This window comes from Embleya sp. NPDC020886 (genome assembly GCF_044333915.1).
Taxonomy (GTDB): domain Bacteria; phylum Actinomycetota; class Actinomycetes; order Streptomycetales; family Streptomycetaceae; genus Embleya.
Map to the genome: position 1 here is coordinate 861,916 of NZ_JBIRRX010000003.1, position 24,299 is coordinate 886,214.

Genomic DNA, 24,299 nt, shown 5'->3' on the forward strand with positions numbered 1-24,299 from the left:
GGTCGGGCTGTCGTGGTTGCCGGCCATCCGTCGGCTTGCGCCGGTGGCGATATCCAGCGTGTATACGTGCCCGCCCCTGCCCCGCGACCGTTGCGGCTTCGGTCACCGCACCAGCCGCTTCAAGAGCGCACCCGGCTGCTTCACCATCCCCGAGGTCGCCCTGCGTTCGACCCCGAGCACCCGAACACCCGTGCCACACCCGTCAACTACCGATACCTTGCCCGAGCCTTCGACGTCCCCCTGGGCGCCACCCCATCCCACCTTTGGGCGAACCCGCTGCCGGCGTCCTGGCCGACCGGGGCACGCGGCCTCCTGCCCCCCGCCCACGGCCTCGACAACGGAGCCACGAGTTGCGTTCCCCATGGGCGCGTCCAACCCACCAGGATCGAAAGGAGCTGCAGGTTGTCCGTTAGCGTTCAATCGGGCTGTTGATTCTTTCGCTTGGATTCCGCCGCATTGGACTCGCCGCTCCAAATATATTGTTGGCACGGGCAAGTATGGGGCGGTGGCTGCTCGCAGCGCTCATACTCGAGGCAAGGGCGAAGACGCAAGGTGTAGGCCGTCCATCACGGTGTTGCGAGGTCAGACTCAGTGACGATCTTCGGGTACATCCTCCTTGGCGCCGCCGGCGGTGCCGTGATTGAACTCGTTGCCTTCTTCAATCGTCTCGGCGAGTGGCAGACCGCGCGGCAGGCGGCATTAAAAAAGAAGCGCCGCGATCCGCCGAGCTTCATGAATTTCATTGATGTACGGCCCGTGATCGCCATCGCTGTCACCCGACTGATGCTCGGCGCGGCGGCCGCAACCCTGTACGGGGCCACAGGCCAGGCAACGGGCGCCCTCGGGGCGCTGACCGTCGGGGCTGCGGCCCCTGCCATGTTGCAGCAGTTCGGGCAGATTCCCCGGCTGCGCGAAGCAGTGACGGATGCACGTGCCGAAGTGCCGCGACCGGTTCCAAGAACGGCTTTCGATGACAAGGCACCCGCGGCCCAAGACGACCCGGTCCACGATGGGATCTCATGAGTAAAGACGAAGGCTCCTTCACCCACAGATATTTCGGCGGCCTGATCGGGGCAACGAACAACACCGTTGGCCGTGACTCCGGCGCCAATATCGTTTCCGGTCACACCGATGAGCTGACCGAATCAATTACAGTGTTCACTCGCGCCCTCGCCTCCGCACTGACGAACCATGAACACGACTTCGACGAAGCCGATCGAAGCTACGCTCTGCATGCGGTGGAGCAGCTACAGGAGATGCCTCTTCCGCCGGATCCGACAGTCCTCCGACGGGTTTTTGCGCGACTCTCGGCGGTTCTGGATCCCTACCCCGGGATGGGGGCATACATCGAATCCATGCGACTTTTGCTTCAGCGCCTCGAGTAACCTGTGCCCGGCCCCAGGTCAGCCCGCCGGATTGTGGGCATCGCGGTAGATGGTGCGGGGTTGGCGGTGGCTTGCATGTGCTGCGGCGTGCTCGGCCGCCAAGCGCACCGCCTTCATTTTCGAGCGGAGCCTCGCCATGTGCCCAGAGCATCGGCGGAGCTTGGCCCAGGTCCGGTTCGCGTTGGTGAGCGATGTTCCGCGGGTCGGTGTTCTGCGACTCCCTCCGCGCCGCCCGCTGTCCGGCTTTTACCGGAACATCCGGCCCGTGTCGTCGGATTGCCGTTTTCGGCGTCACGGTGGCGCGGTTTCCGGCTTCCTGGGGGAGGCCGGTGTTTCGATGGCCGGGTCGCCTGGCGCCTCCGGGCCCGGCCGGGCCGGAACGGGGGAGCGATGGTGACCGGGACGCCCGAGGATCACGGGTGGGCGGACGCTCGGTATGGTGCCGGCGGCTGCGGTGCAGGAGCAAGTGGTCGACCGTCGCCTGGAGTTGGAGGGCCGGGGCGCGTTGACGCTCGGACACCTGCGGCTCGCGGTGGCCGCCGCCCGAACATCGCCGCGGACCCTGCAACACCGGCTGCGAACGGCCCGCGAGGAAGGCCGTACCACCCCTCGCTCCGGCCGTCGGCGGCGCGACCGCGGTTGACGACGGCGACGGCGCGCTCGACCGGGTGATCGCGGATGGCTACTACGCCTTCCACCACGGCGTCGGCATGTGCCGGATCGGCGCGGACGCGGCGACGTCGGTGGTGGACGTGTACCGGCACCGCGTCGAGAGGCCGAGTGTGGTCGACGCGTCGGTGCTGCCGACGGCGACGGCCGAATCGGGTGCGGAGGCCGTGGCCGCCCGCTCGTGAGGACGACCCGGGCGCCCGCCGCTCCGGGGCGGGCCCCGAACACACGTTTCGAGGCGGGCGGTTCAGCCGCCCGGCAGCGAATCCACCGCGACGCCCGGCCGTTCCCGCAGCGGGTGCGACTGCGCGAACTCGACGTCTCGGCGGGCCAGTTCGTGCGCACCGTCGACGTCGCCCGCCGCGATCAGTCCGATGCGCTCGTGATGGACATCCAGGCCCCGCGCTTGCGCTCGTCGAAGTCGGAGCTCTCGGCCACCTCGTCGACGCGCCGGCCCCCGACGCCGCCGAACACGGACCGCGCGTGGCGGAGGTGGCCGTGCCCCTGACGGTCGCGGAGGTTTCGGCCGACGCCCTGGGATCCGCGTTCGTCGACCACTTCGGGACCGACCACCCGCCCTGGCCGCCGCACGCCGCCCGACCACACGGACCCGCCGCCGAGGGCCGCCGCCGCAGTGACGGTGTGCCCGACCCGGCCCGGTGACGAGCGCACCCGTGCGCGCGGCGTCGGCCGGACCGGCCGTGCGCCAGGATCATTCCCCCGCGACCCTCTATTAATATATGCTCAACGCTAAATCAGATGGCGTCCCGTGCCGCGCGGCTCGGAGCGCGCCTCCTCGCGAGGAGCCCCATGTCCCAGGCCCCGAACGACGCACCCGTCCCGCGTCGCATCACCCATGTCGAACTCGTGTACCGCCCCGGCGAACGCGCGCTCGCGACTCGTGTTTTCCGGAACTGCGCGGGTGCCGCGTGGCCGACGGGGGCGGCCACCGGTTCACCGCCCCCGTCGAGCCCCGGGAGGGCGGCCTCACGCACAACGTGCTCCACGCCTGCGAGGTCACCCCGACAGTGGCCCTTCGAGAACGAACTGCGGACGCGGCCCGGAGACGGCGGGACCCTCGCCGAGGCGCCACCGCGAGGGTCGACGACATGACCGAACACCCGTAGTATTCCTGCCACTTCGGGATCCGCCTGGCCACGAGCACGGCTCCTGAGAGCGTTGTCGAGGACATCGCGATCGCCGCGAAGGACGACCTCGCGCCGAACGGCCGGATCCGCGTCTCCGGGGTGTACCGCCCCGAGGACCCGGGTGCCGCGACCGACAGATGATGCAGGTTTTCGCGCACCCCCTCCGCCCCCGCGGAAGCCGCACCACCGGCCCCGCCACGGGCTTGCCCGCCCCGTCGACCGTCGGGTCGCATAGGCGACGAATAAGCCAGTCAATGGACGATTTGTCCAGTGAATATATGATCCCCGCACTCATTGGGAATGCCCGACCGCGCCTCGACGCCGGTCGCCGGCCGACGCCCGCCCCTGGAGGCCGTGAAGGTGAACGCCCGCCCGCAACCATTCGTCCCGACCCCGGAACCGGCCACGCTCATGGCCGCATTCCCCCCGCTTCCCTTCGTCACGCCACAGACCGCGGCCACGATTCGCGAACGCGTCGTCGAGGCCGCGGCGCGTCGACCCCGTCCCGACGTGTACGCGGTCGCCGACCGGCTGCTGCCGGGCCCGAACGGGGACACCCCGGTGCGGATCTGCCACCCACGGCCCGCGGGGAGTCTTCCCGTCCCGGTGTCCGCCCACGGCGGCGGATGGTCGATCTGCGGCATCGAGACCCACGCGGGCATCTGCCGGGAGATCGCCAACCGCAACGGCTGCGCCGTCGTGTCCGTCGAGTAGCGCCGGCCGTCGCCGCCTTGCGCGGCGCATTCGACTCCCGCTCCCGCTCCCGCTCGCTCGCGCGCTCTCGCCCACGCCCGGTCGCGGACCCGCAGCGCGCATCAGACCAAACGCGTCAAGGCGCCCCATCGCCGCCGCGCCAGACCGACTTTTGATAGGCAAACAGTGCACCACACCTTGCGTTGCCCGAGACCTCGCCGCCGCCGGACCAGGACAGTGCTCGTCGCGGTCCTGCTGACCCTGGCGTCGACCGGTTGTGGCCCCAGCGGGCGTCACACGGCGGATCCCGCCGGAACACCGAAACCCGGAGGCACCCTGCGGCTGGCGGTCCTCGACGACCCGGTATCGCTCGATCCCTTCTCCGCCTCGAACTATGCCGTCGCCTACGGAAACCTGCTCTCGGCGATCTACGACCCGCTCCTGTGGACGGATCCGGTGACCGGCACGGTGAAACCGCACCTCGCGCAGTCGTTCACTCCCGACAACGCCGCGCGGGTGTGGTCACTGGTGTTGCGACCGGGCGTACTCTTCTCCGACGGCACGCCGTTCGACGCCGCGGCGGTGAAGGCGAACTGGCAGATACACGCGGACCCTTCCAGCGGTTCCGGATACACGGTCGGCGCGACGAACCTCAAGCTCACCGTCAAGTCGCCACTGCTTCTGACCGTGGAACTTCCCTCACCCAATGCCAACTTCGATCAGACGGTCGCGAACAGCCTTGCCTACGTCGCGTCCCCACGCACGCTGGGAGATCCGAGTTCGTTGCGCACGCGCCCGGTCGGGGCCGGCCCCTTCGTGTTGGCCGAGCGGAGCGCGGGCAAAAGCCTCACCCTGCGCAAGAACCCGCGCTACTGGCAGCCGGGACGCCCCTATCTCGACGAGATCGACGTACGTGTGACGCCTCGGGCAACCAACGTCGCCGACGCCATCGCCGCCGACAGACTGGACTTGGCAGCCATCAGCGACCCCCTCTCGGGCAAGGTGGCCCAGGACGAACACCTGGGACTCGTGCGACTGAACCTGAACGGCGGTCTCATGATCGTCTTCAACACCCGCAGACCGCCGTTCGACGACCCCGCCGCGCGCCGGGCGGTGGTCAACAGTCTCGACTCTCAGGAGATGAACCGTCTGCTCTACGACAACGCCGGCACACCCGCACGTGGCGTGTTCGACGCGACCACCGAACTCGCCAACATCCAACTGTCCGCCGCCGAGAACCAACCCGAACAGGCTCGGGCCGCCTTCCTCAAGCTCACCGCCGGCGGAACCCGGCCCTTCACCTTCACCCACATGGTCGCCGGTGCGCCGGGAAGCGCCAACCGGACTGCGCTGTACGTCCAGGGGCGTGTCCAGCAGCACCCCAACGTCCACATGAAGATCGATCCGGTGGACACCGCCACCCTGATCCGCAGACTCGTCGCCGGAGACTTCGACATGGCCGTCTCCGGGCTGTGGATGAACGACCCCGAACCTGTGCTGTACGACTTCCTTCGCCCGGGCAGCCCGACCAACGTGAGCGGCTACTCCAATCCCGAGGTCGTCGACGCCATGACGCGGGCCCGTCTGGCCACCGCGCCCGGTGTCCGCCGCGAGGCGTACACCCACGTCCAACTCCAACTGAACAAGGACCTGCCGTTCTGGGTCTACCAGGAAGCCGCCAACGCGGTCGCCTTCGCCCCCCGCGTCACCGGTGTCCAGGCGTACAACGACGGCGTCGTGCTGTTCGACCGACTCGGCTTCGGCTCCTGAACAAGGTGGCAGGGCGGCCGCCGATGAGACCATTCGCCGGACGACGGCTCGGCCGGTGATCGTCACGATGGTGACGTCTGATCGCGGTGCGGCGGCCGGCGAAATCCGCTGACCGGATACTTCGTGGGGTGACCAGTGGCAAACCGGCCCCCGGCGGTCGGACAGCGCAGCGGCCGTATCCCAAAGGCGTGGCCCGCCGTGCGCGGATCCGGCGGACCGCTCCCGAGGTGTTCGCGACCGAGGCGACCGGAACGCCTCGCTCCGGGAGATCGGCGAACGCGTCGCACTGACCGACACGGGCGTGCTGCGCTACTTCGAGTCCCGGGAAGCCCTGTTCCTCGCCCTCATCGACCAGCGCGATCAAGAGTCCACCACAGCGGCCGAGGGAGCCGTCGGTCCGCCGGCGGCCCGTCGTTCGAACGGCCCGTCACAACACGGACGTTCCCGGGCCGGTGCGGCTCTACATGGCGATGACGGCATGCGCTCCGGAACCGGGGCATCCCGCACCGAAAGCGCCGCAATCGTCCAACCCGGTGTCGTACGCGGCACCGGACCGGCCTATGGGTGCTCGGTCCGGCGCGGGGATGGGCGGCGGCGCGCCACCGGGCTGCGGCTACCTGCCGCCGTCGCGGATGAGGAGCATTCCCAGGCCCTGGGCGCGGGCGCCGGACACCCACCCGGGGAGGTTGTCGGCGAGCAGCCACTCGACCTCCTCGGCGTCGTCCTCGTCCGGGAAGAGGTCGTCGGCGTCGGTGTGGATTCGGTCCGTGTCGAAGGCCGCGAGTTCGTCATGGATCCGGTCCAACTCGTCCGGGGACGCGAACATGGGGAACGGCCACGGGTCCGGGTCCGGGTGTGGGCCTGCGGGACTCCAGGGGAACGGCCAAGGGCGCGCCCACAAGTCGGCCGACGCGGCCAGGTCCCAGCTGCGGAATGCGCCTTCGAGCCGATCCCAGCCGCGTCCCGGCAGGACCACGTGTCCCAGCGGCGATCCGAGGGTCGGCCCGATGAGTTCCAGAAGCCACCCGTAGCCGCTCGAGCGCCCGGGGTCGAGAGGGCCGGTCACAATCTCGCGCAGCGCGGTTTCGACCTCGCCGGGGTCGGTGGCACGAAGCAACCGGTCTGCGGTGCTCAGGTCCCGGATCTTCGCCAGGGCCATGCGTACGGGGACATCGTCGTCCGACCCGACCAAGCCGAAGACCGCAGCGTCATCGATCGCGAAAGCGGACACATATTGTTCAGCCACGCCCGGCATTCTGCCAACGGGGACTGTCACACGCTCAGCTGGGCCGACACCACGGCTTGGAGTCGAGGGCGTGGCCCCACCGACCCGAACATCCTGAGCCGGAGGTCCGCCGAGGCCGGCTCGCCGTCGCGCGCGTGCCCCGGGCAGACCTCGCCGACGCCGACACCGACGCCGGCCACGCCCGCCACCGAGCATGAGGCGTTCAGTTGTGGCCCGCCCCAAGCGGACACTTGGCGACCGTGCCGGACGGGCAGATCCCCAAGGCCAACGCACCTCCGGACTGGGACGGCTACAAGCGCGGCGACCGCCGCGTGTCCGCCGCGCGGTGACACGCCGGCGTCGCGGGGAGCCCCTCGGCTGACAACGGAGGCAAGGAGATACGTGCTCAGAGCACGTTCATGCGCCGCGCTGCGGTGATCCACTTCGGGAACTCGGAGAGCAGCCGGTCGTACAGGTCCTGGTCGGGAACCTCACTGATGTCGTCGACGGCGAAGAAGCCGACATTGTCCACGTGGCGGCCACGCATCGTGTCGAGGCGTCTCAGGATGCCGTAGTTCGCGTTGCCGAGGCCCACGAACTGCCAGAACACCGGTTCCTTGGACGCGCCCTTGAGTTCTCGCTTGATCTCGCTGTCGCAGTAGATGCCGCCGTCGGAGAAGAACAGCACCAACGTGGGGGCCGCGGACGGATTTTCCCGGACGTACGAGCGCACTTCGGCGATCACCTTGTGCTCTTCGTTGCCGAAGCCGACCGCCACCATGTCGACCTGACCCGGCAGCAGCTCCTGCTCGGGCTCGTCGCCTCCCGGACGGACGTGCAGCCGCAACCATTCCGGGAGTTCGCCCACGCGCAGATCCGGCAGACGTGCCGGATCGTCGGCGAACGTCCACGCCTGCATCACGCCGTCGTCCTCCAATTGCGCGGACACGGCCGCCATGCGCTCCACCACGTCGGCCACGACTCCGTCGGAGTAAAGCCAATTCATGGAGCCGGAGGCGTCCATGACCAGGATCACCCGCGCGGTGATCCCCTCCGCGCCCTGCTTGCGGAGGCTCACCTTGACCTGTTCCTTGCGCAGCGAAAGGCGATTGCGCATCTCCGCGGGCAGCGCTTCCTCGCCGGTTCCGGCCGGCGCGACGACGGATACCGCCAGGGGCGGCGGGGAGTCGACCGGCTGCGTCGGCCCCGGCTGCGCGGCGGCGGAGTCCGCCGACGGATCGTCGTGCACCGAGATGCCGAAATCCGTGGCCAGACCGGCGAGTCCGGAAGCGTACCCCTGTCCGACCGCGCGGAACTTCCACTGCCCTTGGTGGCGATACAACTCGCCGCCGACGAAGGCGGTCTCGATCCCGGCCGTCATGTCGAAGCGGGCGATCTCGGCCGCCGTCGCGGCGTCCAGCAACCGAAGGCGCAGGTCCGGCACCTCGCCGAACGTGCCACCGTCCGACGACGCGCAGAGCAGGATCCGGTGTATCGCCTCCTCCACGAGAGCGAGTTCCACGGCGAGCGTGTCGGTGATGCCGTCCGCCGTCTTGGTCCGGCCCAGATGCGCCAACGCGCCGGACGGGTGGCGCGGGTGGTTGTAGAAGACGAAGTCGGCGTCCCCACGCACGGTACCGGCGTCGGTGAGCAGCAGCGCCGACGCGTCGATGTCGGGAACGCCGCTCCTCGTGGACCACGACAACTGCACACGAACCCGGATGGAATCGACGCGCAGGTTGGCGCCTTGACTCAAGGATGGTGATGTCATGGCGCAATCTTGCCGAAACCTGACGCCGCGCGCCGATTCGGGTGGCCCTTCCGTGCCTTCGCGGCCGAGGAAGGCGCGCGGAGGCCCCGTTCGGTGTCGAGGGAGGCGCGCCGTCGGAAGCAGGCTTTCCCGGAGGCCGCTCTGCCCTCACGCCACACGAAGGTGCATCGTAAAGGTCCCTTCGAACTCACCCTTGGCGAGCCCTCGTTCAGTGAAACGTCCACCGGCCCCCTCCCCGCCCGACCTTCACGCATGACCGTCGCCTTGGCCGCCCTGGCCACCAGCGGCCACCTCGCCACGCCGCCCGTCGGACCACCCCGTCGGCCGGCGCCGTCGGCCACTAGACGGCCAGGGCGGTTCCGAAGACCCGCCATTCGATCCCGCCCGGGGACGGCCCGAACCTCCGCAGCACAGCCACCGCACAACAGGCGGCGAACAGTCCGAAATAAAGACCCTCCAACGCCCCGTAGCACGTCTGCCGCCAGGCAGTCGACGGCGGAAAACCCCCGTGCGCGCTTTTGCAGAGTGTCGGGGGTATGCCCGGGGCGAATCCGGCGACGGCGGTCGAGCGTCCGTGGTCGGTGCCTGCGGCGTGCAGGCACGGCGTCCCGCCGCCGTGTCCGTCCGGGACGCTTTGGGCCAGGCAGTCGGGTACGAGGAGCCCCGGGACGAACCCGACGGGTCGAACGGCCCGGCGACCACGTCGTGCCGGCCGAGCGCGGTCGTGGACGCGAGGGCGGCCCCGGCCCAATCGCAGGGGAGCGACGCGGCGCCGCAGTGCCGGCGATCGGGGCGTTGCCGCCGGGGCTTCATGAACGTGGTGGCCATCGTGAACGGCCCACTCGCATTGCGCCCGTCCCCGTCGACGACGAGGCGTAGTGGACAGTCCCCGGTGGTGTAGTCGGTATCCGCGAGGGGCGCAGGAGCACGGCCCGTTGGGAAAGCGTTCCGGCATACGTCGATGCGCCGTGCGACGAGTACCCCGCGATCCGTGCGCGGCGCGCGAGGATGAGCCCCGAGTGGCGTCGGTTGCGGCGGGCGATGTCGCCGACACGATTGCCCGCCTCGACCCGTGCGCCGCGCCGGCCGCCGAACCCGAACCGGTCGATCCCGGGGACGACATCCTCGTGGTGGACGACGACACGACCCTGTACGTCTTCCTCCCACTTCGTGCGGCTTGCGACACCCGGGCCCTTGTCGCGCGCTTCGGGTCCACCGTATGAGCGTCGTCGCGGGGGCGGAACGAGGTCGATTACTGGTCGTCCTTGAGGGCCGCGGTCATCTGCTCGTCGAGCTTGCGGACGTGGTCGCGGTAGGAGTGGAGGGTGGCGTTGACGTCCTTCAATTGCCAGTTCTCGTCGACGTCGTCGTCGGTGGTGACGAGTTCGAGGTGGTCTTCGAGCGGGCGCATGTGCAGGCCCTGCAGAACGGTCAGGAGTTGCGCGGCACCCTTGTTGCCGCCGCGGGTGCCGTACGTGGCGACGGTGGCGGGCTTGTCGTGCCATTCGTGGTACAGGAAGTCGAGGGCGTTCTTCAGGGCTGCGGGGTAGCCCCAGTTGTACTGGGGGAAGACGAACACGAAGCCGCTGTAGGAGCTGACGGTGCGGCTCCATGCCCGGGTGTGTTCGTGTGCGTACTGCTGGAGGGCGGCCTTGAGGGGCTCGTCCAGCAGGGGCAGGCCGACCTGGGCCAGGTCGAGCAGCTCGTAGTGCAGCGGGCTGGTCTCCTGCGCGACGTCGCGGATCCAGGTGGCGATGTCGGGGCAGATGCGTGCGGGACGGGTGCTGCCGATGACCACCGCGATGCGGTCGCCCGCCTGTTCGGGGCCAGGTCGGGCGGTCTGCGTCTCGTTGGTGCTGGTCACTTGCGGCCTTCCCGGTCACGTGGTCGATCCCGCTGCACCCATATTCCCATCGCTGGACGGGCCTCGACGTCGCCGGCACCCCGGTCGTCGCCGGGTACGCCAGCCATGTCGGCTCCAGAGCGCACCGGTGCGATCACCTCGTGCCCCGGCCCCGTGACCGTGGCAGGCACCGGGTTTCGCATCCCCGTCCACGGCCGCAGCGGACACGGCTCCGCACTCCACCGGGCCGCCGACCCGGTCCCGGCCGCCGCCGAGATCGTCACCGCCCTGCAGGTCGTGGTCACCCGCACCACCGACGCCTTCGAACCGGTCACCCTCAGCGTCGGCGTCCTGCGCGCCGGCACCATCGCGCCGTCGTCCACCGCCACGTCCGTCAACGCGCCCGGCGCGAACGCCGGATCGACCAGGCCCAGCCGCGCGGCAGCGCTGTCCGCGAGCAGGTCGGTGACCTGCGGCGCGACCGTGCCGTCTACAACCTCGGCGAGAGCCTGCACACGACGATCCCGAACTCGTCCGTCTGGGCGGCCGGTCTGTGGATCACCATCCTGAAATACGTCTACGGCCTCGGTGGGCCGGCCGTTCGAATGTAGGACCGGCCCATGCTCCGTGTTCTCGCGGATCGACGCGGAACCGACCATGGATTCACCTCGAACGGCAGTTGGCTGCGACACGGCTTCGACGCGCTCGACGTGGAACCCGGCCACCGGGTGCTGGAGTTGGGTGCGGGGACCTGCTGGAACGCCGCCCTGATCGCGCACCGCGTCGGCCCCGCCGGCCACGTCACCAGCGTGGAGGCCGCCCCCGACCTGGCAGCCGGTGCTCGTGCGGCCTCGACAAGGCGGTCACGGTCGTCGTCGGTGACGGCGCCCAGGGCCACCGCGACAGCGCCCCATACGACCGCGTGATCGCCACCTACGCCGTCGACCACGTCCCCTGGACGTGGGTCGAACGGCTGCGCCCGGGTGGCGATCTGGGTTTCCCCTGGGGCCGGTTGGGGCATTTCGCCGTGACCGTCGGTGCTGACGGCCGCTCGGTGACCGGGTGGCTACAGGGCCTGGCACAGTTCATGCCGGCCTGCGGCACCGCCCCGTCCCGGAGTTCGACGAGGTCTGCGCCGGCCGCGCCGCAGACGACGAACGCTTTCTCGCCCGCGACGTGGCACCGTTGCACACCGACCGCGACCTGTTGTGGGCGTTGCGCGTCTCGCTGCCCGACGTCGTAACGCCACGGACACCGACGAGGACGGTGTGACGTGTGGGTTCGCGACGGCGCCGGATCGTGGGCGGTGGCGACCACGTTGCCCGACGGCCGGGTCCGCGCGGGTCAAGGCGGTGCGCGGTGCCGTTTCGCGTGTCCGATCGGCTGTGTGGTGACGCCCGGGCCGTGCGGTGACCTGCGCGGGTAACACGAATCCGGTACCTCTCCGGTGACATCCCGGATCGAGGTGCCGGGCTTTTCCCCGGGTGGCCGAGGCGGCCGGTGAGGGCGTGCGGCCACCGATGATGATCACCGTCGACGGGGGCCGAGGATTTTTCTCATGCCTGCTGTCCGGTGGTGAAGAAGTCGGTCAGGACGGGGGCGAGGGGTTCCGGGTGGATGTCGTGTTCCTGGCCGGGGAAGACGTGGAGGGTGAAGTTGTCGGCCAGTGCGGCGAGTTCCCGTGCCCCGGCCAGCATCTGGGGTGCGCCCGCGTCCCCGCTGCCGACGAGGACGGGCACGGTCACCGACTGCCAGCGGTCGGCGGGCAGTGGCCGGCCGGACATGGTGTCGCCCATGACCTGGCCGTCGTAGGGCAGGGTGCGGGCGGTGGCCTCCATGCCGGCCCAGAAGGGGGCCTGCCGCATTCCGGCGACGGCTTCGGCGGGCATGCCGACGGCCGCGGTCATGAAGTAGGCCACGGCATCTCCGTACGCGCCCTGCTTGACGAGTTTCGTCAGGTGGGCGACGTAGTCGGCGGGCAGCGGCGGGCGGCTGTCGTCGGTGATGAAGGGCGGTTCGTACAGGGCCAGGCGGGAGACGGCACTGCCTCGGGCCGCGGCCTCCAGTGCCAGTACGGCACCGGAGGACATGCCGAAGACCATCGCCTCGCCGCCCACGCGCTCGATCAGCGCGTCCAGGTCCTCGACCTCGCGCTGCACGTCGTACTCCGGGCCGTCCCCGCTGTCGCCGCGGCCCCGGCGGTCGTACGTGATCACCGTGAAGTGCTCGGCCAGCACAGCGGCGAGTCCGGCAAAAGCACCGCGCGTCATGAACGCACCGCCGACGAGAACGACGGTGGGGCCCGAGCCCTGCTGCTCGTACGCGATGGCCGTGCCGTCGGCGGAGAACACCTTGTCCATGAGGAACCACTCCAGATTTCTACGCGGTACGCGGGGTCGAAAGCCCCCGAGTGCTCGGAACTGGACGGTACAGTACCCAAACGAGTACTGGTCGGTCCAGTACTCTCCAGGAGAGCCGAGACGGATGAGAGGGAGTGGACGATGGACAGTCGTTCCGTGCGCAAACACGAGGCGATCCTGGAGGCAGCGACCAGCGTTTTCCTGGACAAGGGGTACTCGGGGACGAGCATGGACGACATCGCGAAACTGGCTGCGGTGTCCAAGCAGACCGTCTACAAACACTTCTCCGACAAGGAGAAGCTCTTCGCCGAGATCGTTCTGGCCACCACCGACCGCATCGACAACCTGGTCGACTCGGTGGCCGACGTCCCAGCCGACGCCGACGACCTGGAAGAGAACCTGACCCGCCTCGCCCACCGACTCCTGACGACCCTCACCCAACCCCCGGTGATCCAACTGCGCCGCCTGATCATCGCCAACGCGGACACCTTCCCCGAACTGGGCGCCACCTGGTACGAACAAGGCTTCGAGCGCGTCCTGGTCACACTGGCAGCCACCTTCCGACGCCTCACCGACCAAGGACTCCTCAAGACCGACGACCCGATGCTGGCCGCCCACCACTTCGCCGGCCTGCTGCTGTGGATCCCGGTGAACCAGGCCATGTTCCGCGGCAACACCCGCAACACCGAGGCCGACCTCGACCGCTACGCCGCCGCCGGAATCCGCACCTTCCTCGCCGCCTACCGCTCACCGGGCGAAGCTCCGTCTCCCGTCTCCCGACCCCCTGCGCCCGAGTCCGGTCGCCGGTGACGAGTTCGCCCCTCGCGTGACCGGGGCGGGCGGTGCGGCAGCGCATACCGGCCGGGTGGTCCGCGCCTGAGTCGGATCACGGGTGGCCCGTTGTCGCCCGGCGCCGGGTCCTCGCACAGCGGCAGACCGCTTCGTGGACCGGTTGCGCAATCGGACGCGCCGCTTCTGCGCCAACGCGTGCGCGAGCCGGACCACGGTCGCGGCGCATCGGGCGCGAGCGGCGAGGAACCGTTAGGTCGTTTCCGGTGGATGGGATCGGATCGGTTCGGTTCGGCCGACGCTCCCGGGCGAACAGGTGTCACCAGGCCACGGCGGTCTTCCAGATCGTGTAGAAGATCCCGTCCGCGGCGCGGTCGAGGGCCGTCGGGTTGATGTTGGTGGTCGTGTCGCAGGACGAGTGGTGACACGCGTCGAAGGGGCGGTTCGCGGTTCCGCCCCACTTGGCCGCCTGCGCCGACGACTTGATGCCGCGGGTGCCCGTCGTATACCCGGACGTGGGTATGCCGGCCTCCCGGAAGGGCACGTTGTCGGAACGCCCGAATCCCTCGATGTTCTCCTCGGGGTACAGGTTCAGGGCGTTCCAGTACTGCCTCAGGGGCGCGGCCGTGGGCGACGAGACGCCGTCGACGAAGTAGCCGGCGTTGGTCGACCCGACGGCGTCGATGTTGTAGTAGGCGGTGATCGCGGCACGCTGGGACGCGGTGAGCGATTGCACGTACGACTTGGATCCATCGAGGCCCTGTTCGGTACCCGGCCACCAGATGAACCGCACACTCGCGGCCATGGCCGGGTCGGCCTGGGCCAGGGCGAGCGCGTTCTCCAGGAGGACGGCGGCACCGGAGCCGTTGTCGTTGATGCCGGGTCCGCCGAAGTCGTTGTCGAGATGGGCGCCGAACACGACGACCCGACGGTCCTCCGGGGCGTCCGGCGGCGGGGCCGGCCATTCGGCGGTCAGGTACGTGGCGGAGCGAACGCAGGGGACGCAGATCCGCTGTCGGACACTGATGCCCGCGCTCTGCAGCCTGCTCTGGATGTAGTCGCGCGACGCGTTGTATCCGTTGGTTCCGGTCACGCGATTGTTGCCGTACTGGGCGGCTATCGCCTGGAGTCGGGCCAGGTGCGACTGGACTTGGGCGACGTTGATGTCCGGTGGCGAGGTCCCGGCCGCCGGCGCCGACGCGGCGGCGGTTGGTGTGGTCATCGAGACCACCAGGGCGGCGACCGCTGCCGTGACGGTCGCGATCGTCTGCGTTCTGCGGTTCATCGAGGCTCCTCGAAGTGGAAGACGTACCTCGATCACGATTCCGGCCGGAGGTGGGCATCGGAAGCGTGCCCGAGCCGAGACCAGGCTCGCACCGGGCGCGTGGCTCCCGCAGGACACCCGGTACGGCCGGCAAGAATCGGCACACCCCTACTCCGGGCGCGCCTCGACATCCGTCGGGTCCCGGAGCACGTTCCCGTCGAGACACCGGCGTCCCCGGGGGCGTGGGGGGACGTGGAGTCGTCCCGAACTCCGAGCAACCCGGGCGGGATTCGTACGAGACCATGGGCCCCGACGGCCGACAGCCGCGGCCCGGATGTCCGCGATCGTGTCTTCGGCGTCAGTCCCAGACCAGGGACACGACTCGGTGGCCTTCGGGGTTGTCGGGAAGATCCGTGAACCGGTCGAGCCGGTGGACGAATCCTTCGATCACCCCGTCGGCGCACAAGGATTCGTGATCCACGCGGCGTTCGATCTCCCACGTCTCGGCGCTCGTGCAGAGGGCGACGGCCTCGGCCATGATGTCGTCGCGACAGACGAGGTCGTCGTGCGGTTCCACACGGATCCACGCGACGTCGGGCGCCTCCTGGAGAACGCGCAACCGTCGGTGGATCTCCGCCAGTTCGGGGCGCCCATCGGCGGGCCGGTCCGCCTCCCATCGGTTGGGGGCGAGGGAGTCCTGCGCGTCGTTGCCGACGAAGAACTCGTCGAGTGTGAGCAGCGGGAGCGCTCCGCAGCCGGATCCCCGGGACCTCGCTGCGGACCACGTCGTGCGCGGCGGACAGGTCGTCGATCGTCTGCGTCCGGCTGTCGCCGGCGTACGCGACCACCGCCATCACACGGCCGTCGTACGCGCGCAGGGCGCGGCGAAGCGCGGCCAGGTCGTACCGGTAGTCGGTCACCGGGACTTCGAGCAGGGCGTCGCCGCAGCCGAGCCATCCCAGGGCGCCCTTGACGCTGTAGTGGCCGATCCCGGCGGGGACGACGAGCTTGAATCGACCCGGGTCGCGGACGCCCTCGCGCATGGTGCGGGTGCGGCGTGCTCGCGCGCGAGCATCATCGCCACCTCGTTGCTGCCCGAGCCGCCCTGGGTCAGGACGCCGCCCACGTCCCACACGTGGAGGCGCATGGCTCAACCCCGCGCCCTGCCGCAGCCGGTCGACATCAAGACAGCGGCTTCGCCCGGCACCATGTTTGCAGCCCGGTCAGAATCCAGGACAGATGTGCTTGCGGACGACGGCCAACACGAGCTTGGCTTTCGCAGCGCCCATCGGTCCGTTCGGCGTGGTGAACCGCTGGTCGACGAGTGCGATCAGCTTCGGGTCGTCGCCGGGCCACTGCTTGATCGAGGTGCATTGGTCGCGCCCGCGGCTGACGGCGCGGTCTGCCTTGCCGTTGACGATGGCCGGGTCGATGGCGTCAAGGTCGGCCACGTACTTGGCTTGGGTGGCTGCGTCGGGCTTGGGGACGGCAACTGCTGCACCGGGTGCCGCGGCTGCGGTTGTACCGGCTTCGGCCTTCGTGGTCGGCGCAGCAGGGCTGCTTGCCTTGGGCGTGTCCGGGGTGACCGTGGCGGGTCCCGCGGCTTTGACCTTGTTGGTCTTGTCGTCGTCTCCGTTGCCGCTGCAGCCGGTGGCGAACAGGACCGCCGCCGCCAGGGTTGCTGCGGCGGCGTGTCGGGTGATGCGCTGCACTGTGCCCCCAGAGTGTGTGTTCCCTGGTAGACCGGCGGCGCGGTCGGAAGGTTGTACGGCGGTGCCGGATCGGGCCCGCCGATGCACCGCCTGGTCGAGGCGGCAACCGAAGCACGACGCGTCTGGAACGCTCGGAGCCCTGGGCGCACTTCGGCCGCGACGTCGCTGTTCAGGTTGTCGGCAGCTTGATCGCGGTGGGCCTGTTGGGTCTGGTCGCGTACCATCACCTTTGATTCCGGGCCGCCCGGGCCGGCGCCCTACTCCCGGACCGACCGACATCCGGCTCGCGTCGGCCTGTTGCCCCGATCCGGCGGTGCGACCACGTGGTTCGATATCCCGCGGCTCTGCTTCTCGCACACGCTCGACGCCTACGACGACCCCGTGCGCGTCGTTGTACGGACCGACCGCGTCGACGATCGCCCGCAGGAATTCCCCCGGATCGACAGGGCGTACACCGGGAGGCGGCACTGCTACAGCTACACCGCGGCGTCCGTCGAGTCGTACCGCGCCTACGGGCCGGCCGTGAGCGAAACCGGTGTTCGGGGGGCCAACGCGCTCGTCAAGCACGACCTGCTACGCGGTACGACACAGACACAGGTGCACCGACCCCCGCGTGGTGCCGACGCGAGCGAGCGGGTATTCGTCCCGCCCGAGCCACGCGTCGACCTCGGCTCGGCGACACCCGCGCACGCACGCTCGGCTGAGGACGACGGCTACATCCTGGCTGCATGAACGATCACGGCCGCAAGGGCACCGACCTCGTCGTCCCGCCCGCACGGGACTGCACCGGCGAACCCCGTTGCCCGGGTGCACCGCGCCGCCCGAGTACCGCTCGTTTTCCACGGCATGGGTACCGACCACCTGAAACCGGTCCGGCGCGCGGCCCACGCACCTCCCGCAGCCGCGCGCCCGACGGGGGATCGCGTCATCGAAGGCCGAGTTCGGCTCCCGTCTCGTCGCTGCCGGTCCGGGCGCGTAGGGCGCGGATGGACCAGTCGAGTACCGGGTGCAGGCTTTGTGGGGCGGGCCAGCCGTTGATCGTTGCCAGCAGCGCGAGGTATCGCTCCCTGCGGGGGTCGTCGATGTGTTCCAAGCGGGACAGGAGTCGCCGTCGGGACTCGGCGTCGTCCCGGGCGTCGAGGAGATGTGCGCAGCGGGTCACAAGGGTCGAGACGATCTCATCGGCCTGTGGCGAGGTGGGTTCGACGCCGCCCGCCACGACCGGGGCAATCCGGTCGCGGACGATCGCGGCCAAGGTGTTGTGTGGCGTGGGCGGAGCCCCCTCGGTGTGCGTGGCCGCCTCGTCCTGGACCATCCGTTGCATCCGGACCCGGAAGTCCGGGTCCTGGGAGAGTTCGGCCAGTTCGACCCACGCCCGGACCTGCTCCACCTCGGGGTTGTCGGGCAGTTCCGGAGTCATCGAGCGCATGATCCCCGCGAACATCGGTGCATTGCGCACATCGGCGAAGGCGGCGTGAAGGAACTCGTCGATCAGTCGCCGGCGTTCGGCTTCGGACAGGGTGGCCAGACGGTGCATCAGATGTGTCTCCTCAAGGGTGGCTCCGCGTGTGGCCACAGCACTCAGCACCGCGCGCCGCAGCCGCAGGATCCGGATCTGCACCTCCAGCGCCTCGGCATGTGCCGCGGCGACCTCCGACAGCGCGAGTTCCCGGTCCACGACCTTGCGGATGGCCGCGAGATCCAGCCCCAGATCGCGCAGGGTCCGCACCAGGTCCAGGCGTGCGACGGCACCGTCGTCGTACCGGCGGTAGCCGGCCGGGCTGCGGTCGACGGGAGGCAGCAGTCCGCAGTCCGAGTAGAACCGGACGGTTTTGACCGTGGCACCGGTGCGCCGGGCCAATTCGCCGATCGAGTAGAGCGTGTGGCCGTTCATACCCCCACCTTCGGGTCTCCCCCTGCCGGAGACTCAACCCCGGTCACGACTGAGAAGGATGTTCCCGGACGGGTACGCAGCCCGGTGACGTCGTGCCCCCGACACACACGGCGCCGGTGGTCCGGGCCGCGTTGCCTCAAGGGATCGTGTTGTGGTGCGGCGCCCGGCGGAGGGGTCCCGGCGCGAACTGGTCCACCACGGCCCGGATACGCACCTTCACCGCAGGCGAGGCGATCCCCACCCCCGACGAACCGGCCCGCTGCGCCGTCGCATGGGCGACCGCGCAGGCCGCCGGCGCTCCCCCGGGCCGGGACGCAACGTGCCGCGAAGGCGTCGCACATCCCGCGAAGAGGCCGCTTGCGACCGGGTGTTCGGTCAGTTCGGGAGGAGGGACTCCAAGGGCACCCGGGTATCGGCCAAGCGGGTCGGGTCGACGGTCGCGCCGGAGCGGATGAGGGCCTGGACGGGTTCGACCACGTCCCAGACGTTGACGTTCATGCCCGCCAGGACCCGGTCGCCGGACAGCCAGAAGGCGACGAACTCGCGCGCGGCGGGGTCGCCGCGGAAGACGACCCGGTCGTAGCCGTCGGGTTCGACGTATCCGGTGTACTCCATGCCCAGGTCGTACTGGTCGGTGAAGAAGTACGGCAGTCGGTCGTAGACCGCGTCCTGGCCGAGCATCGCCCGGGCCGCAGTCTGCGGCTGGTTCAGCGCGTTGGCCCAGTGCTCGACTCGGATGTGCCGTCCCAACAGCGGATGGTGGGCGTTGGCGACGTCGCCGGCGGCATAGACGTCGGGGGCGGAGGTACGCAGGTGTTCGTCGGTGACGATGCCGTTGTCGACCGCGAGCCCCGCCGCATCGGCCAGGCGGGTGTCGGGGGTGACGCCGATCCCGACGACGACCGCGTCCGCCTCGATCCGGGTGCCGTCCGTGAGCAGGACGGCGTTCGCCGTGCCGGAGCCGCCGCTGATCTCGGCGACCTCGACGCCGAGCCGAAGGTCCACACCGTGATCGCGGTGCAGCTCGGCGAAGACCCGTGCCGCTTCCGGGCCGAGGGCCCGTAGCAGCGGTAGTTCCGCGCTTTCGAGCACCGCCACTTCGGCGCCCGCCGCGCGCGCGGCGGCAGCCGCCTCCAGGCCGATCCAGCCGGCCCCGATGACGACGATCCCGGCTCCGGGCCGGAACACGGCCTTGAGCCGGTCGCTGTCCTCCAACCTCCGCAGGTACAGCACCCCGTCCAGCTCCGCGCCGGGAACCCGCAGCCGCCGCGGCGAGGCGCCGGTGGTCAGGAGCAGCGCGGCGTAGTCGAGCCGGCTGCCGTCGCCGAGGGTCAGCCGGTGCGCGGCGGGATCGAGGGCGGTGGCCGTCGTGTCCAGGCGCAGGTCGATCCCGTGGTCGGCGTACCATCCCTCCGAGTGGACGTACGCTTTCGCGCGCTCCTCCTTCCCGAGCAGGTAGCCCTTGGACAGGGGCGGGCGCTCGTACGGGCGCTCCCGCTCGTCGCCGATCAGCACCAGCGGGCCATCGAAGCCCTGTTCCCGGAGTGTCTGCGCGGCCTTCGCCCCGCCCAGCCCCGCTCCGACGATCACATGGGCACGGTTCACGGTCATGCGCTCTTCCTCCTACATTGGTTCCCGCACCGGTCCGGCCACGGGGATGGGGACGGGGCGGGCGCGGATCCGAACGGACAGCTCCGACACCAACGCTTTCCCCGTCGAACGCGTCGAGGGGACCTCGCACACGGGGGATTCGGTAACCGAACCCCGCCATCCTCACCCGCCCTCGGCATCCGCCTGCGGGTCCGAGCGCCCCCACGACCCGCGAACCACCCGAACGGCCCACCTCCGGGAACCCTCCATCACGCAGCCGGCTTCCTGCCGGTCGAAGGCGGGGACCTGTCGGTACGGCCGGCCGATGCCGGCCATGACGACGCCGCCGCCGGCACCGGGGCCTCGCACGCACCCCTGGGTCGCTCCCGAGCGCCGATCGATTGCGCGGCGCGCTCGGTTCAGTCCCGGTGCTGCCCGATATTGATCACATTGCCGTCCGGTGCCCGGACCAGGAACCGGCGATGCCCCCATGCCTCCGTGGTCAACGGGTGCACGATCTCGTAGCCCAGTCGCCGGGCCTCCGCGTACGCACCCTCGACGTCGTCCGTGAGAACGGATACGACCGAGTCCTCCGGCGCGGTCGCGTCCCGCGTGACGAGCTGCACGTTCGCCGCGGTGTCGGGCGAGGTGTAGCGGGCCACCCACCCCAGATTGAACTCCTCGGTGCTCAGTCCGAGGTAGTCGACGTAGAACCCCTTCGACACCTCGACGTCGGCCACTCGAAGATTGGCCATGATGCGCGTCGCACGCATGTAACCCTCCTGCCGGAAACGCATGAAGTCGCCGCCGCATACACCGTACGGCCGACCCGCCCCGGCGGACAGTCATCGTCGCGCGGACGGCCCTGCTCCGAGTCGGGCCGCATACTTTCGATCCGGCCCACGGCAGGACCTCGAGACCGCGCGTTCCGTGATGTGATTCGTCAGTTGACCGAGACGGAACGACCGAGGGCGGCGACATAAGCGCCGGAGGAGTCCTCGTTGGGCGCGATCACCTGGAGGACGTGACCCGTACGGTCGGTCGTCCGGTACACAATCGCAAACTCGTTGGTCATGTTCTGCACGTGGAACCGGGGCGAGGCTTCGGATGTGACCGGCACGATGGCGCAGCCGCCGGGGTTGCCGATCTGCCGGGTGACAGCGTCTCCGAGTCGGGTGCGGGCGGTGTGGGTCGGAGCGGTCATCCCCAGGACCAGGGCCCGGAGACGGCCAGGATGCCGGCCCGGCAATGAAGCGACGTATGAAGGCTTCTCCTTCGAGGCAGAGCCGGCACGGTGCCGGCGCAGCCCCCGCATACCGGCCCGCGCTTTCCGGGCGACTGTTCGCGCCGGGTGTTCACCCTGATGCGGAGGAAATCGGATCGAGCGGGCCCGCACCGTCAACCCGGCCAACGCCAGGACCAGTTCGTGGTCCGCAGCCGACACTGGCCGACTTCGCGAACTCCATGCCGACAAGACTTGCGACATCTCCACTCTGCGGGAGAAGAGTCGACGGTGGCGCAGACCGCAGACCGCAGACCGCAGACCGCAGACCGCAGACCGCAGACCGCAGACCGCAGACTGGTCGGCCCGCCGGCCGCGTTACGCTCTGCGGGCAGGCCCTCGGTCCCTGTCGGTGGGGGTCTCTACACTGTGCGTAATGACACCCAGTCCGGCCCTTCCGCTTCCCCACCCGGCTCTCCCCTCTCTGCTCCGCTCCGATCGCGCGGTGGCAACACCACCGACCCGAACCGGCGTTCGCCGCCGGGTGGGGGCGTCGCGATGAGCGACGCGCAAGACGTCGTGGGTGCGGGGGTGCCGGTACCGCACTCTCGGGTGGGTGCGCAGCAGGGTGTGTTGAACATCGTGGGCGCCCATCTGTACGCGGAGGACGCCCGGGGCCGGATCCTGCTCGGACTGCGGCATCCCGATTCCGTCTACGCGCCCTCGACCCATCACTTCCTGGCCGGTCACTGCGAGCAGGAGTCCGCCGTCGCGTGCCTGGTGCGCGAGGCTCGGGAGGAGGCCGGACTGGTGATCGACGCCGACGATGTCGAGTTCGCGCACGCCGTGCACCTCGTGGATCCGCCGGGGACTCGACCACGGATGCAGCTGATCTTCCGAGCACGGCGGTGGACGGGTACGCCGACGATCCTCGAACCGGACAAGTGCGTCGGCTGGGGCTGGTGGCACCCCCACCACCTGCCCGACCCGATCGTCCCCTACGCACGCGCCGCGATCGAAGCCATCCAGGCGGGCCACCTGTACACCGAGATCGGCTGGACGTAACCCGAGCGCGGCCCGAATCCCTCCTGGACGAACTCCTGCATTTCGACGGTGATTTGCGTCATCCGCCGGGCGGGGAGTCGTGCCCGGCGGGGAGCGGCGGCCAACGGCGGTCGGCGAGCACGGGACCGCCTGTGGGGCGTCAACGGCCGCTGCAAGGGCACCGCCGACGCCGGGCCGCGCCGAAGTCGATCCGCGCCGCCCGACCCGACGGCGCCCCGATCCACATCGTCCCGGACAACCTCTCCGCCCACACCGGCGCCGACATCCGCCGCCGGGCGAAGAGAACAAGGTCGAGCCGTGCTTCACCCCGACCTACGCATCCCGGGCCAACCCGATCGAGGCCCGCTTCGGCCCGCTGCGGCAGTTCACCCCGGCCAACTCCCGCCACTGCGGCCACCCCACGCAAACCCGGGCACTGCACCGCCACCTGCGCCGGCGCACCGCCAACACCCGCCACCCCGACGTGCTTGCCGCCCAACGCAAGGAACGCGCCCGCATGCGCGGCGAGAAGGGCATCCGCCGGGGCGGACGTCCCTCGACGCCGCAGCCCGACCGACCGTGAACCGCAGCCCCGGAGTGCCGAAAGGGACAAGTTCACGAGAAGGACGGCGACAGAAGGACGACTCAGGAGGCGGGCGGACCGATCTCCCCCGCGAAGACGATGACCTGGTCGATGAGGCTCCGCCGCAGATGGACGACGTCCGTTCCCGCCAGGCGGGGGCCTCCATCCGGCGTGGTGAAGACCCACTGGTACCGGGCCCACTCGTCAGGCATGTCCACCGCCGAGCAGCGCACCATCGTGCCGGTCCCCGCCGGGTGGCGCCGGATGTCCAGCACGAACCGCTCGACCGCCGCGATTCCTTCGCTGCGACCCAACGGCCCCCAGAAGACCACGTCCGAGGTCAGGGCCTGGGAGAGCAGGGCAGTCACATAGCTGTCGTCCGAGGCGTTGAACGCGGACATGAATGTGTCGATCGCGGAGCGTGCCGTCTCTTCCTGCATGCCCCAGTAATACCAGCCGTTGCGCGTGCGCTCGTCCCGCGAGCCGCCTTCCGATCACCGTGGACCATCCCGGTCACAGCACTGGGTGTACGTGCGCACCGAGCCGCCGGGTCCATTCGCGGGCCGCCGTCACGGTGGGACCGGCCAGGGTCTCGGCCCGCTCGGTGTAGGCGTCGAAGGCGCCTGCGCGGTGCGCCGTCCCGTCCGCCGTTCGGTTTTCCCGTCCGGTCCATCCGGTGCCGACTGTTGTTCACCGCGCCGTGCACAACCTGGATGCGGAATGGGTATGTTCGTGGTGTCTTCGGCGTGTATCGCCGGGTCGACTCGACGGGCTGATAGCTTGCGCGGATGATCACCGGTGCACACACGATCATCTACGCGACCGACGCCGAGGCTGCACGCGCGTTCTTCCGCGACGTGCTTGGGTTCGGGCACGTCGACGCCGGAGGCGGCTGGCTCATCTTCAAGTCCCCGCCGAGCGAACTGGCCGTACACCCGGCCGACCCGCAGGCCGCCGGTGTCGCCGAACTGTTCCTGATGTGCGACGACCTCGCCGCCACGGTCACCGAACTGAAGGCCAAGGGCGTCGAATTCACCACGGGCGTCACCGAACAGGGCTGGGGCCTGGTCACCACCCTGGCCGTCCCGGGCGCGGGCACACTCGGGCTGTACCAACCACACCACGACACCGCGTACGACCTGGCCTGACCCGGTTGACGTTCCCGCCCCCACCCGCCCGGTTCAGCTGACGGGCTCACGCGCTCCGCCTGTGCGTCGTCTTCATTGCCGGTTGGCCGGCGGACGCCGCGCCGGCGTCGTAGCGGTCGCGATAGCCACCGACCACGTCGCCCGCGCACTGTGGGTGTTCGAGACCCTGCTGCGCCGGGTCGATCGCGA

26 protein-coding genes and 3 pseudogenes are annotated in these 24,299 nt (G+C 69.9%); 17 read left to right on the top strand and 12 right to left on the bottom strand.

Going from position 1 to position 24,299, the window contains the following annotated elements:
- Window positions 1–591 precede the first annotated feature (591 nt).
- The 7 genes and pseudogenes from ACH4U8_RS14555 to ACH4U8_RS14585 all read left to right on the top strand — a co-directional run bounded on the left by ACH4U8_RS14555 (window position 592) and on the right by ACH4U8_RS14585 (window position 5,665).
- Window positions 592–1,023 carry a hypothetical protein gene (locus ACH4U8_RS14555; RefSeq protein WP_395778055.1) on the top strand — a complete coding sequence of 144 codons (432 nt, stop codon included), beginning with the start codon at window positions 592–594 and terminating at the stop codon, window positions 1,021–1,023.
- The gene (locus ACH4U8_RS14560; protein WP_395778057.1) at window positions 1,020–1,385 is read left to right on the top strand and encodes a hypothetical protein; all 366 of its coding nucleotides are present in this window, start codon (window positions 1,020–1,022) and stop codon (window positions 1,383–1,385) included. The genes ACH4U8_RS14555 and ACH4U8_RS14560 overlap by 4 nt, the downstream gene beginning before the upstream one ends.
- A gap of 454 nt (window positions 1,386–1,839) precedes the next feature.
- Window positions 1,840–2,028: a hypothetical protein gene (locus ACH4U8_RS14565; protein WP_395778059.1), complete on the top strand. Its 189-nt coding sequence runs from the start codon at window positions 1,840–1,842 to the stop codon at window positions 2,026–2,028.
- A gap of 19 nt (window positions 2,029–2,047) precedes the next feature.
- Window positions 2,048–2,239 (top strand): annotated as a pseudogene (locus ACH4U8_RS14570) (GMC oxidoreductase); the annotation flags it as partial.
- A 313-nt stretch (window positions 2,240–2,552) separates the two neighbouring features.
- Window positions 2,553–2,717: a hypothetical protein gene (locus ACH4U8_RS14575; protein WP_395778061.1), complete on the top strand. Its 165-nt coding sequence runs from the start codon at window positions 2,553–2,555 to the stop codon at window positions 2,715–2,717.
- 896 nt (window positions 2,718–3,613) lie between these two features.
- Complete coding sequence (locus ACH4U8_RS14580) at window positions 3,614–3,916, top strand: alpha/beta hydrolase fold domain-containing protein (protein ID WP_379991272.1); 303 nt, start codon at window positions 3,614–3,616, stop codon at window positions 3,914–3,916.
- Between the two features lie 216 nt (window positions 3,917–4,132).
- Window positions 4,133–5,665: an ABC transporter substrate-binding protein gene (locus ACH4U8_RS14585; RefSeq protein ID WP_395778063.1), complete on the top strand. Its 1,533-nt coding sequence runs from the start codon at window positions 4,133–4,135 to the stop codon at window positions 5,663–5,665.
- Between the two features lie 613 nt (window positions 5,666–6,278).
- On the opposite strand, the gene ACH4U8_RS14590 is transcribed toward ACH4U8_RS14585, so the two are convergent.
- Together ACH4U8_RS14590 and ACH4U8_RS14595 are read right to left on the bottom strand one after the other, a co-directional pair.
- Window positions 6,279–6,911, bottom strand: a complete 633-nt coding sequence (locus ACH4U8_RS14590) for a hypothetical protein (protein WP_395778065.1) — start codon at window positions 6,909–6,911, stop codon at window positions 6,279–6,281.
- Between the two features lie 385 nt (window positions 6,912–7,296).
- On the bottom strand, window positions 7,297–8,661 hold the full coding sequence (locus tag ACH4U8_RS14595; protein WP_395778067.1) for a VWA domain-containing protein: 1,365 nt from the start codon (window positions 8,659–8,661) through the stop codon (window positions 7,297–7,299).
- Window positions 8,662–9,680: 1,019 nt separating this feature from the next.
- Between ACH4U8_RS14595 and ACH4U8_RS14600 the strand changes: the two genes are divergently transcribed.
- Complete coding sequence (locus ACH4U8_RS14600; protein WP_395778069.1) at window positions 9,681–9,884, top strand: hypothetical protein; 204 nt, start codon at window positions 9,681–9,683, stop codon at window positions 9,882–9,884.
- Between the two features lie 29 nt (window positions 9,885–9,913).
- Here ACH4U8_RS14600 and ACH4U8_RS14605 read toward each other — a convergent pair whose 3' ends face one another.
- Window positions 9,914–10,525 carry an NADPH-dependent FMN reductase gene (locus tag ACH4U8_RS14605; RefSeq protein ID WP_395778071.1) on the bottom strand — a complete coding sequence of 204 codons (612 nt, stop codon included), beginning with the start codon at window positions 10,523–10,525 and terminating at the stop codon, window positions 9,914–9,916.
- Between the two features lie 105 nt (window positions 10,526–10,630).
- On the opposite strand from ACH4U8_RS14605, the gene ACH4U8_RS14610 reads away from it, so the two are divergent.
- The 3 genes and pseudogenes from ACH4U8_RS14610 to ACH4U8_RS14620 all read left to right on the top strand — a co-directional run bounded on the left by ACH4U8_RS14610 (window position 10,631) and on the right by ACH4U8_RS14620 (window position 11,747).
- Window positions 10,631–11,074, top strand: a complete 444-nt coding sequence (locus ACH4U8_RS14610) for a peptidase dimerization domain-containing protein (RefSeq protein WP_395778073.1) — start codon at window positions 10,631–10,633, stop codon at window positions 11,072–11,074.
- 50 nt (window positions 11,075–11,124) lie between these two features.
- Window positions 11,125–11,301, top strand: a pseudogene (locus ACH4U8_RS14615) (hypothetical protein); the annotation flags it as partial.
- Window positions 11,259–11,747 (top strand): hypothetical protein, encoded by a 489-nt coding sequence (locus tag ACH4U8_RS14620; RefSeq protein ID WP_395778213.1) that lies wholly within the window; start codon window positions 11,259–11,261, stop codon window positions 11,745–11,747. The pseudogene ACH4U8_RS14615 and the gene ACH4U8_RS14620, both read left to right, overlap by 43 nt.
- Before the next feature lie 313 nt (window positions 11,748–12,060).
- On the opposite strand, the gene ACH4U8_RS14625 is transcribed toward ACH4U8_RS14620, so the two are convergent.
- The gene (locus tag ACH4U8_RS14625; protein ID WP_395778075.1) at window positions 12,061–12,864 is read right to left on the bottom strand and encodes an alpha/beta fold hydrolase; all 804 of its coding nucleotides are present in this window, start codon (window positions 12,862–12,864) and stop codon (window positions 12,061–12,063) included.
- Between the two features lie 141 nt (window positions 12,865–13,005).
- Between ACH4U8_RS14625 and ACH4U8_RS14630 the strand changes: the two genes are divergently transcribed.
- Window positions 13,006–13,674, top strand: coding sequence for a TetR/AcrR family transcriptional regulator (locus ACH4U8_RS14630; RefSeq protein WP_395778076.1), 669 nt, complete (start codon window positions 13,006–13,008; stop codon window positions 13,672–13,674).
- Between the two features lie 133 nt (window positions 13,675–13,807).
- On the top strand, window positions 13,808–13,909 hold the full coding sequence (locus ACH4U8_RS14635) for a CGNR zinc finger domain-containing protein (RefSeq protein ID WP_395778078.1): 102 nt from the start codon (window positions 13,808–13,810) through the stop codon (window positions 13,907–13,909).
- 63 nt (window positions 13,910–13,972) lie between these two features.
- Here the strand turns inward: ACH4U8_RS14635 and ACH4U8_RS14640 are convergent, their stop codons facing one another.
- The 3 genes from ACH4U8_RS14640 to ACH4U8_RS14650 all read right to left on the bottom strand — a co-directional run bounded on the left by ACH4U8_RS14640 (window position 13,973) and on the right by ACH4U8_RS14650 (window position 16,629).
- On the bottom strand, window positions 13,973–14,938 hold the full coding sequence (locus ACH4U8_RS14640; RefSeq protein ID WP_395778080.1) for a M28 family peptidase: 966 nt from the start codon (window positions 14,936–14,938) through the stop codon (window positions 13,973–13,975).
- Between the two features lie 337 nt (window positions 14,939–15,275).
- Window positions 15,276–15,536, bottom strand: coding sequence for a hypothetical protein (locus ACH4U8_RS14645; RefSeq protein ID WP_360313983.1), 261 nt, complete (start codon window positions 15,534–15,536; stop codon window positions 15,276–15,278).
- 604 nt (window positions 15,537–16,140) lie between these two features.
- Window positions 16,141–16,629, bottom strand: a complete 489-nt coding sequence (locus ACH4U8_RS14650) for a hypothetical protein (RefSeq protein WP_395778082.1) — start codon at window positions 16,627–16,629, stop codon at window positions 16,141–16,143.
- Window positions 16,630–17,010: 381 nt separating this feature from the next.
- Here ACH4U8_RS14650 and ACH4U8_RS14655 point away from each other — a divergent pair, with 381 nt between their 5' ends.
- Window positions 17,011–17,361 (top strand): carotenoid oxygenase family protein, encoded by a 351-nt coding sequence (locus ACH4U8_RS14655; RefSeq protein WP_395778083.1) that lies wholly within the window; start codon window positions 17,011–17,013, stop codon window positions 17,359–17,361.
- Between the two features lie 193 nt (window positions 17,362–17,554).
- On the opposite strand, the gene ACH4U8_RS14660 is transcribed toward ACH4U8_RS14655, so the two are convergent.
- The 4 genes from ACH4U8_RS14660 to ACH4U8_RS14675 form a co-directional block, all read right to left on the bottom strand.
- Window positions 17,555–18,523 (bottom strand): MerR family transcriptional regulator, encoded by a 969-nt coding sequence (locus ACH4U8_RS14660; RefSeq protein WP_360313991.1) that lies wholly within the window; start codon window positions 18,521–18,523, stop codon window positions 17,555–17,557.
- A gap of 375 nt (window positions 18,524–18,898) precedes the next feature.
- Complete coding sequence (locus ACH4U8_RS14665) at window positions 18,899–20,134, bottom strand: NAD(P)/FAD-dependent oxidoreductase (protein WP_395778085.1); 1,236 nt, start codon at window positions 20,132–20,134, stop codon at window positions 18,899–18,901.
- A 398-nt stretch (window positions 20,135–20,532) separates the two neighbouring features.
- A complete protein-coding gene (locus tag ACH4U8_RS14670; RefSeq protein ID WP_395778087.1) occupies window positions 20,533–20,886 on the bottom strand; it encodes a VOC family protein in 354 nt (117 codons plus the stop codon).
- Window positions 20,887–21,056: 170 nt separating this feature from the next.
- Window positions 21,057–21,317, bottom strand: coding sequence for a hypothetical protein (locus ACH4U8_RS14675; protein WP_395778089.1), 261 nt, complete (start codon window positions 21,315–21,317; stop codon window positions 21,057–21,059).
- 576 nt (window positions 21,318–21,893) lie between these two features.
- On the opposite strand from ACH4U8_RS14675, the gene ACH4U8_RS14680 reads away from it, so the two are divergent.
- The gene (locus ACH4U8_RS14680) at window positions 21,894–22,400 is read left to right on the top strand and encodes an NUDIX domain-containing protein (protein WP_395778091.1); all 507 of its coding nucleotides are present in this window, start codon (window positions 21,894–21,896) and stop codon (window positions 22,398–22,400) included.
- Between the two features lie 123 nt (window positions 22,401–22,523).
- Window positions 22,524–22,962, top strand: a pseudogene (locus ACH4U8_RS14685) (transposase); the annotation flags it as partial.
- Between the two features lie 62 nt (window positions 22,963–23,024).
- Here ACH4U8_RS14685 and ACH4U8_RS14690 read toward each other — a convergent pair.
- A complete protein-coding gene (locus ACH4U8_RS14690; RefSeq protein ID WP_379989903.1) occupies window positions 23,025–23,402 on the bottom strand; it encodes a nuclear transport factor 2 family protein in 378 nt (125 codons plus the stop codon).
- A 348-nt stretch (window positions 23,403–23,750) separates the two neighbouring features.
- On the opposite strand from ACH4U8_RS14690, the gene ACH4U8_RS14695 reads away from it, so the two are divergent.
- The gene (locus ACH4U8_RS14695; RefSeq protein ID WP_395778093.1) at window positions 23,751–24,110 is read left to right on the top strand and encodes a VOC family protein; all 360 of its coding nucleotides are present in this window, start codon (window positions 23,751–23,753) and stop codon (window positions 24,108–24,110) included.
- Window positions 24,111–24,299: the final 189 nt, after the last annotated feature.

What these genes read in the sequence shown, in the direction of transcription:
- ACH4U8_RS14560 (WP_395778057.1), top strand. Translation starts at nt 1,020, where the DNA reads ATGAGTAAAGACGAAGGCTCCTTCACCCACAGATATTTCGGCGGCCTG.
- ACH4U8_RS14580 (WP_379991272.1), top strand. Translation starts at nt 3,614, where the DNA reads ATGGCCGCATTCCCCCCGCTTCCCTTCGTCACGCCACAGACCGCGGCC.
- ACH4U8_RS14595 (WP_395778067.1), bottom strand. Translation starts at nt 8,661, where the DNA reads ATGACATCACCATCCTTGAGTCAAGGCGCCAACCTGCGCGTCGATTCC.
- ACH4U8_RS14610 (WP_395778073.1), top strand. Translation starts at nt 10,631, where the DNA reads ATGTCGGCTCCAGAGCGCACCGGTGCGATCACCTCGTGCCCCGGCCCC.
- ACH4U8_RS14625 (WP_395778075.1), bottom strand. Translation starts at nt 12,864, where the DNA reads ATGGACAAGGTGTTCTCCGCCGACGGCACGGCCATCGCGTACGAGCAG.
- ACH4U8_RS14630 (WP_395778076.1), top strand. Translation starts at nt 13,006, where the DNA reads ATGGACAGTCGTTCCGTGCGCAAACACGAGGCGATCCTGGAGGCAGCG.
- ACH4U8_RS14640 (WP_395778080.1), bottom strand. Translation starts at nt 14,938, where the DNA reads ATGAACCGCAGAACGCAGACGATCGCGACCGTCACGGCAGCGGTCGCC.
- ACH4U8_RS14660 (WP_360313991.1), bottom strand. Translation starts at nt 18,523, where the DNA reads ATGAACGGCCACACGCTCTACTCGATCGGCGAATTGGCCCGGCGCACC.
- ACH4U8_RS14665 (WP_395778085.1), bottom strand. Translation starts at nt 20,134, where the DNA reads ATGACCGTGAACCGTGCCCATGTGATCGTCGGAGCGGGGCTGGGCGGG.
- ACH4U8_RS14670 (WP_395778087.1), bottom strand. Translation starts at nt 20,886, where the DNA reads ATGCGTGCGACGCGCATCATGGCCAATCTTCGAGTGGCCGACGTCGAG.
- ACH4U8_RS14675 (WP_395778089.1), bottom strand. Translation starts at nt 21,317, where the DNA reads ATGACCGCTCCGACCCACACCGCCCGCACCCGACTCGGAGACGCTGTC.
- ACH4U8_RS14680 (WP_395778091.1), top strand. Translation starts at nt 21,894, where the DNA reads ATGAGCGACGCGCAAGACGTCGTGGGTGCGGGGGTGCCGGTACCGCAC.
- ACH4U8_RS14690 (WP_379989903.1), bottom strand. Translation starts at nt 23,402, where the DNA reads ATGCAGGAAGAGACGGCACGCTCCGCGATCGACACATTCATGTCCGCG.
- ACH4U8_RS14695 (WP_395778093.1), top strand. Translation starts at nt 23,751, where the DNA reads ATGATCACCGGTGCACACACGATCATCTACGCGACCGACGCCGAGGCT.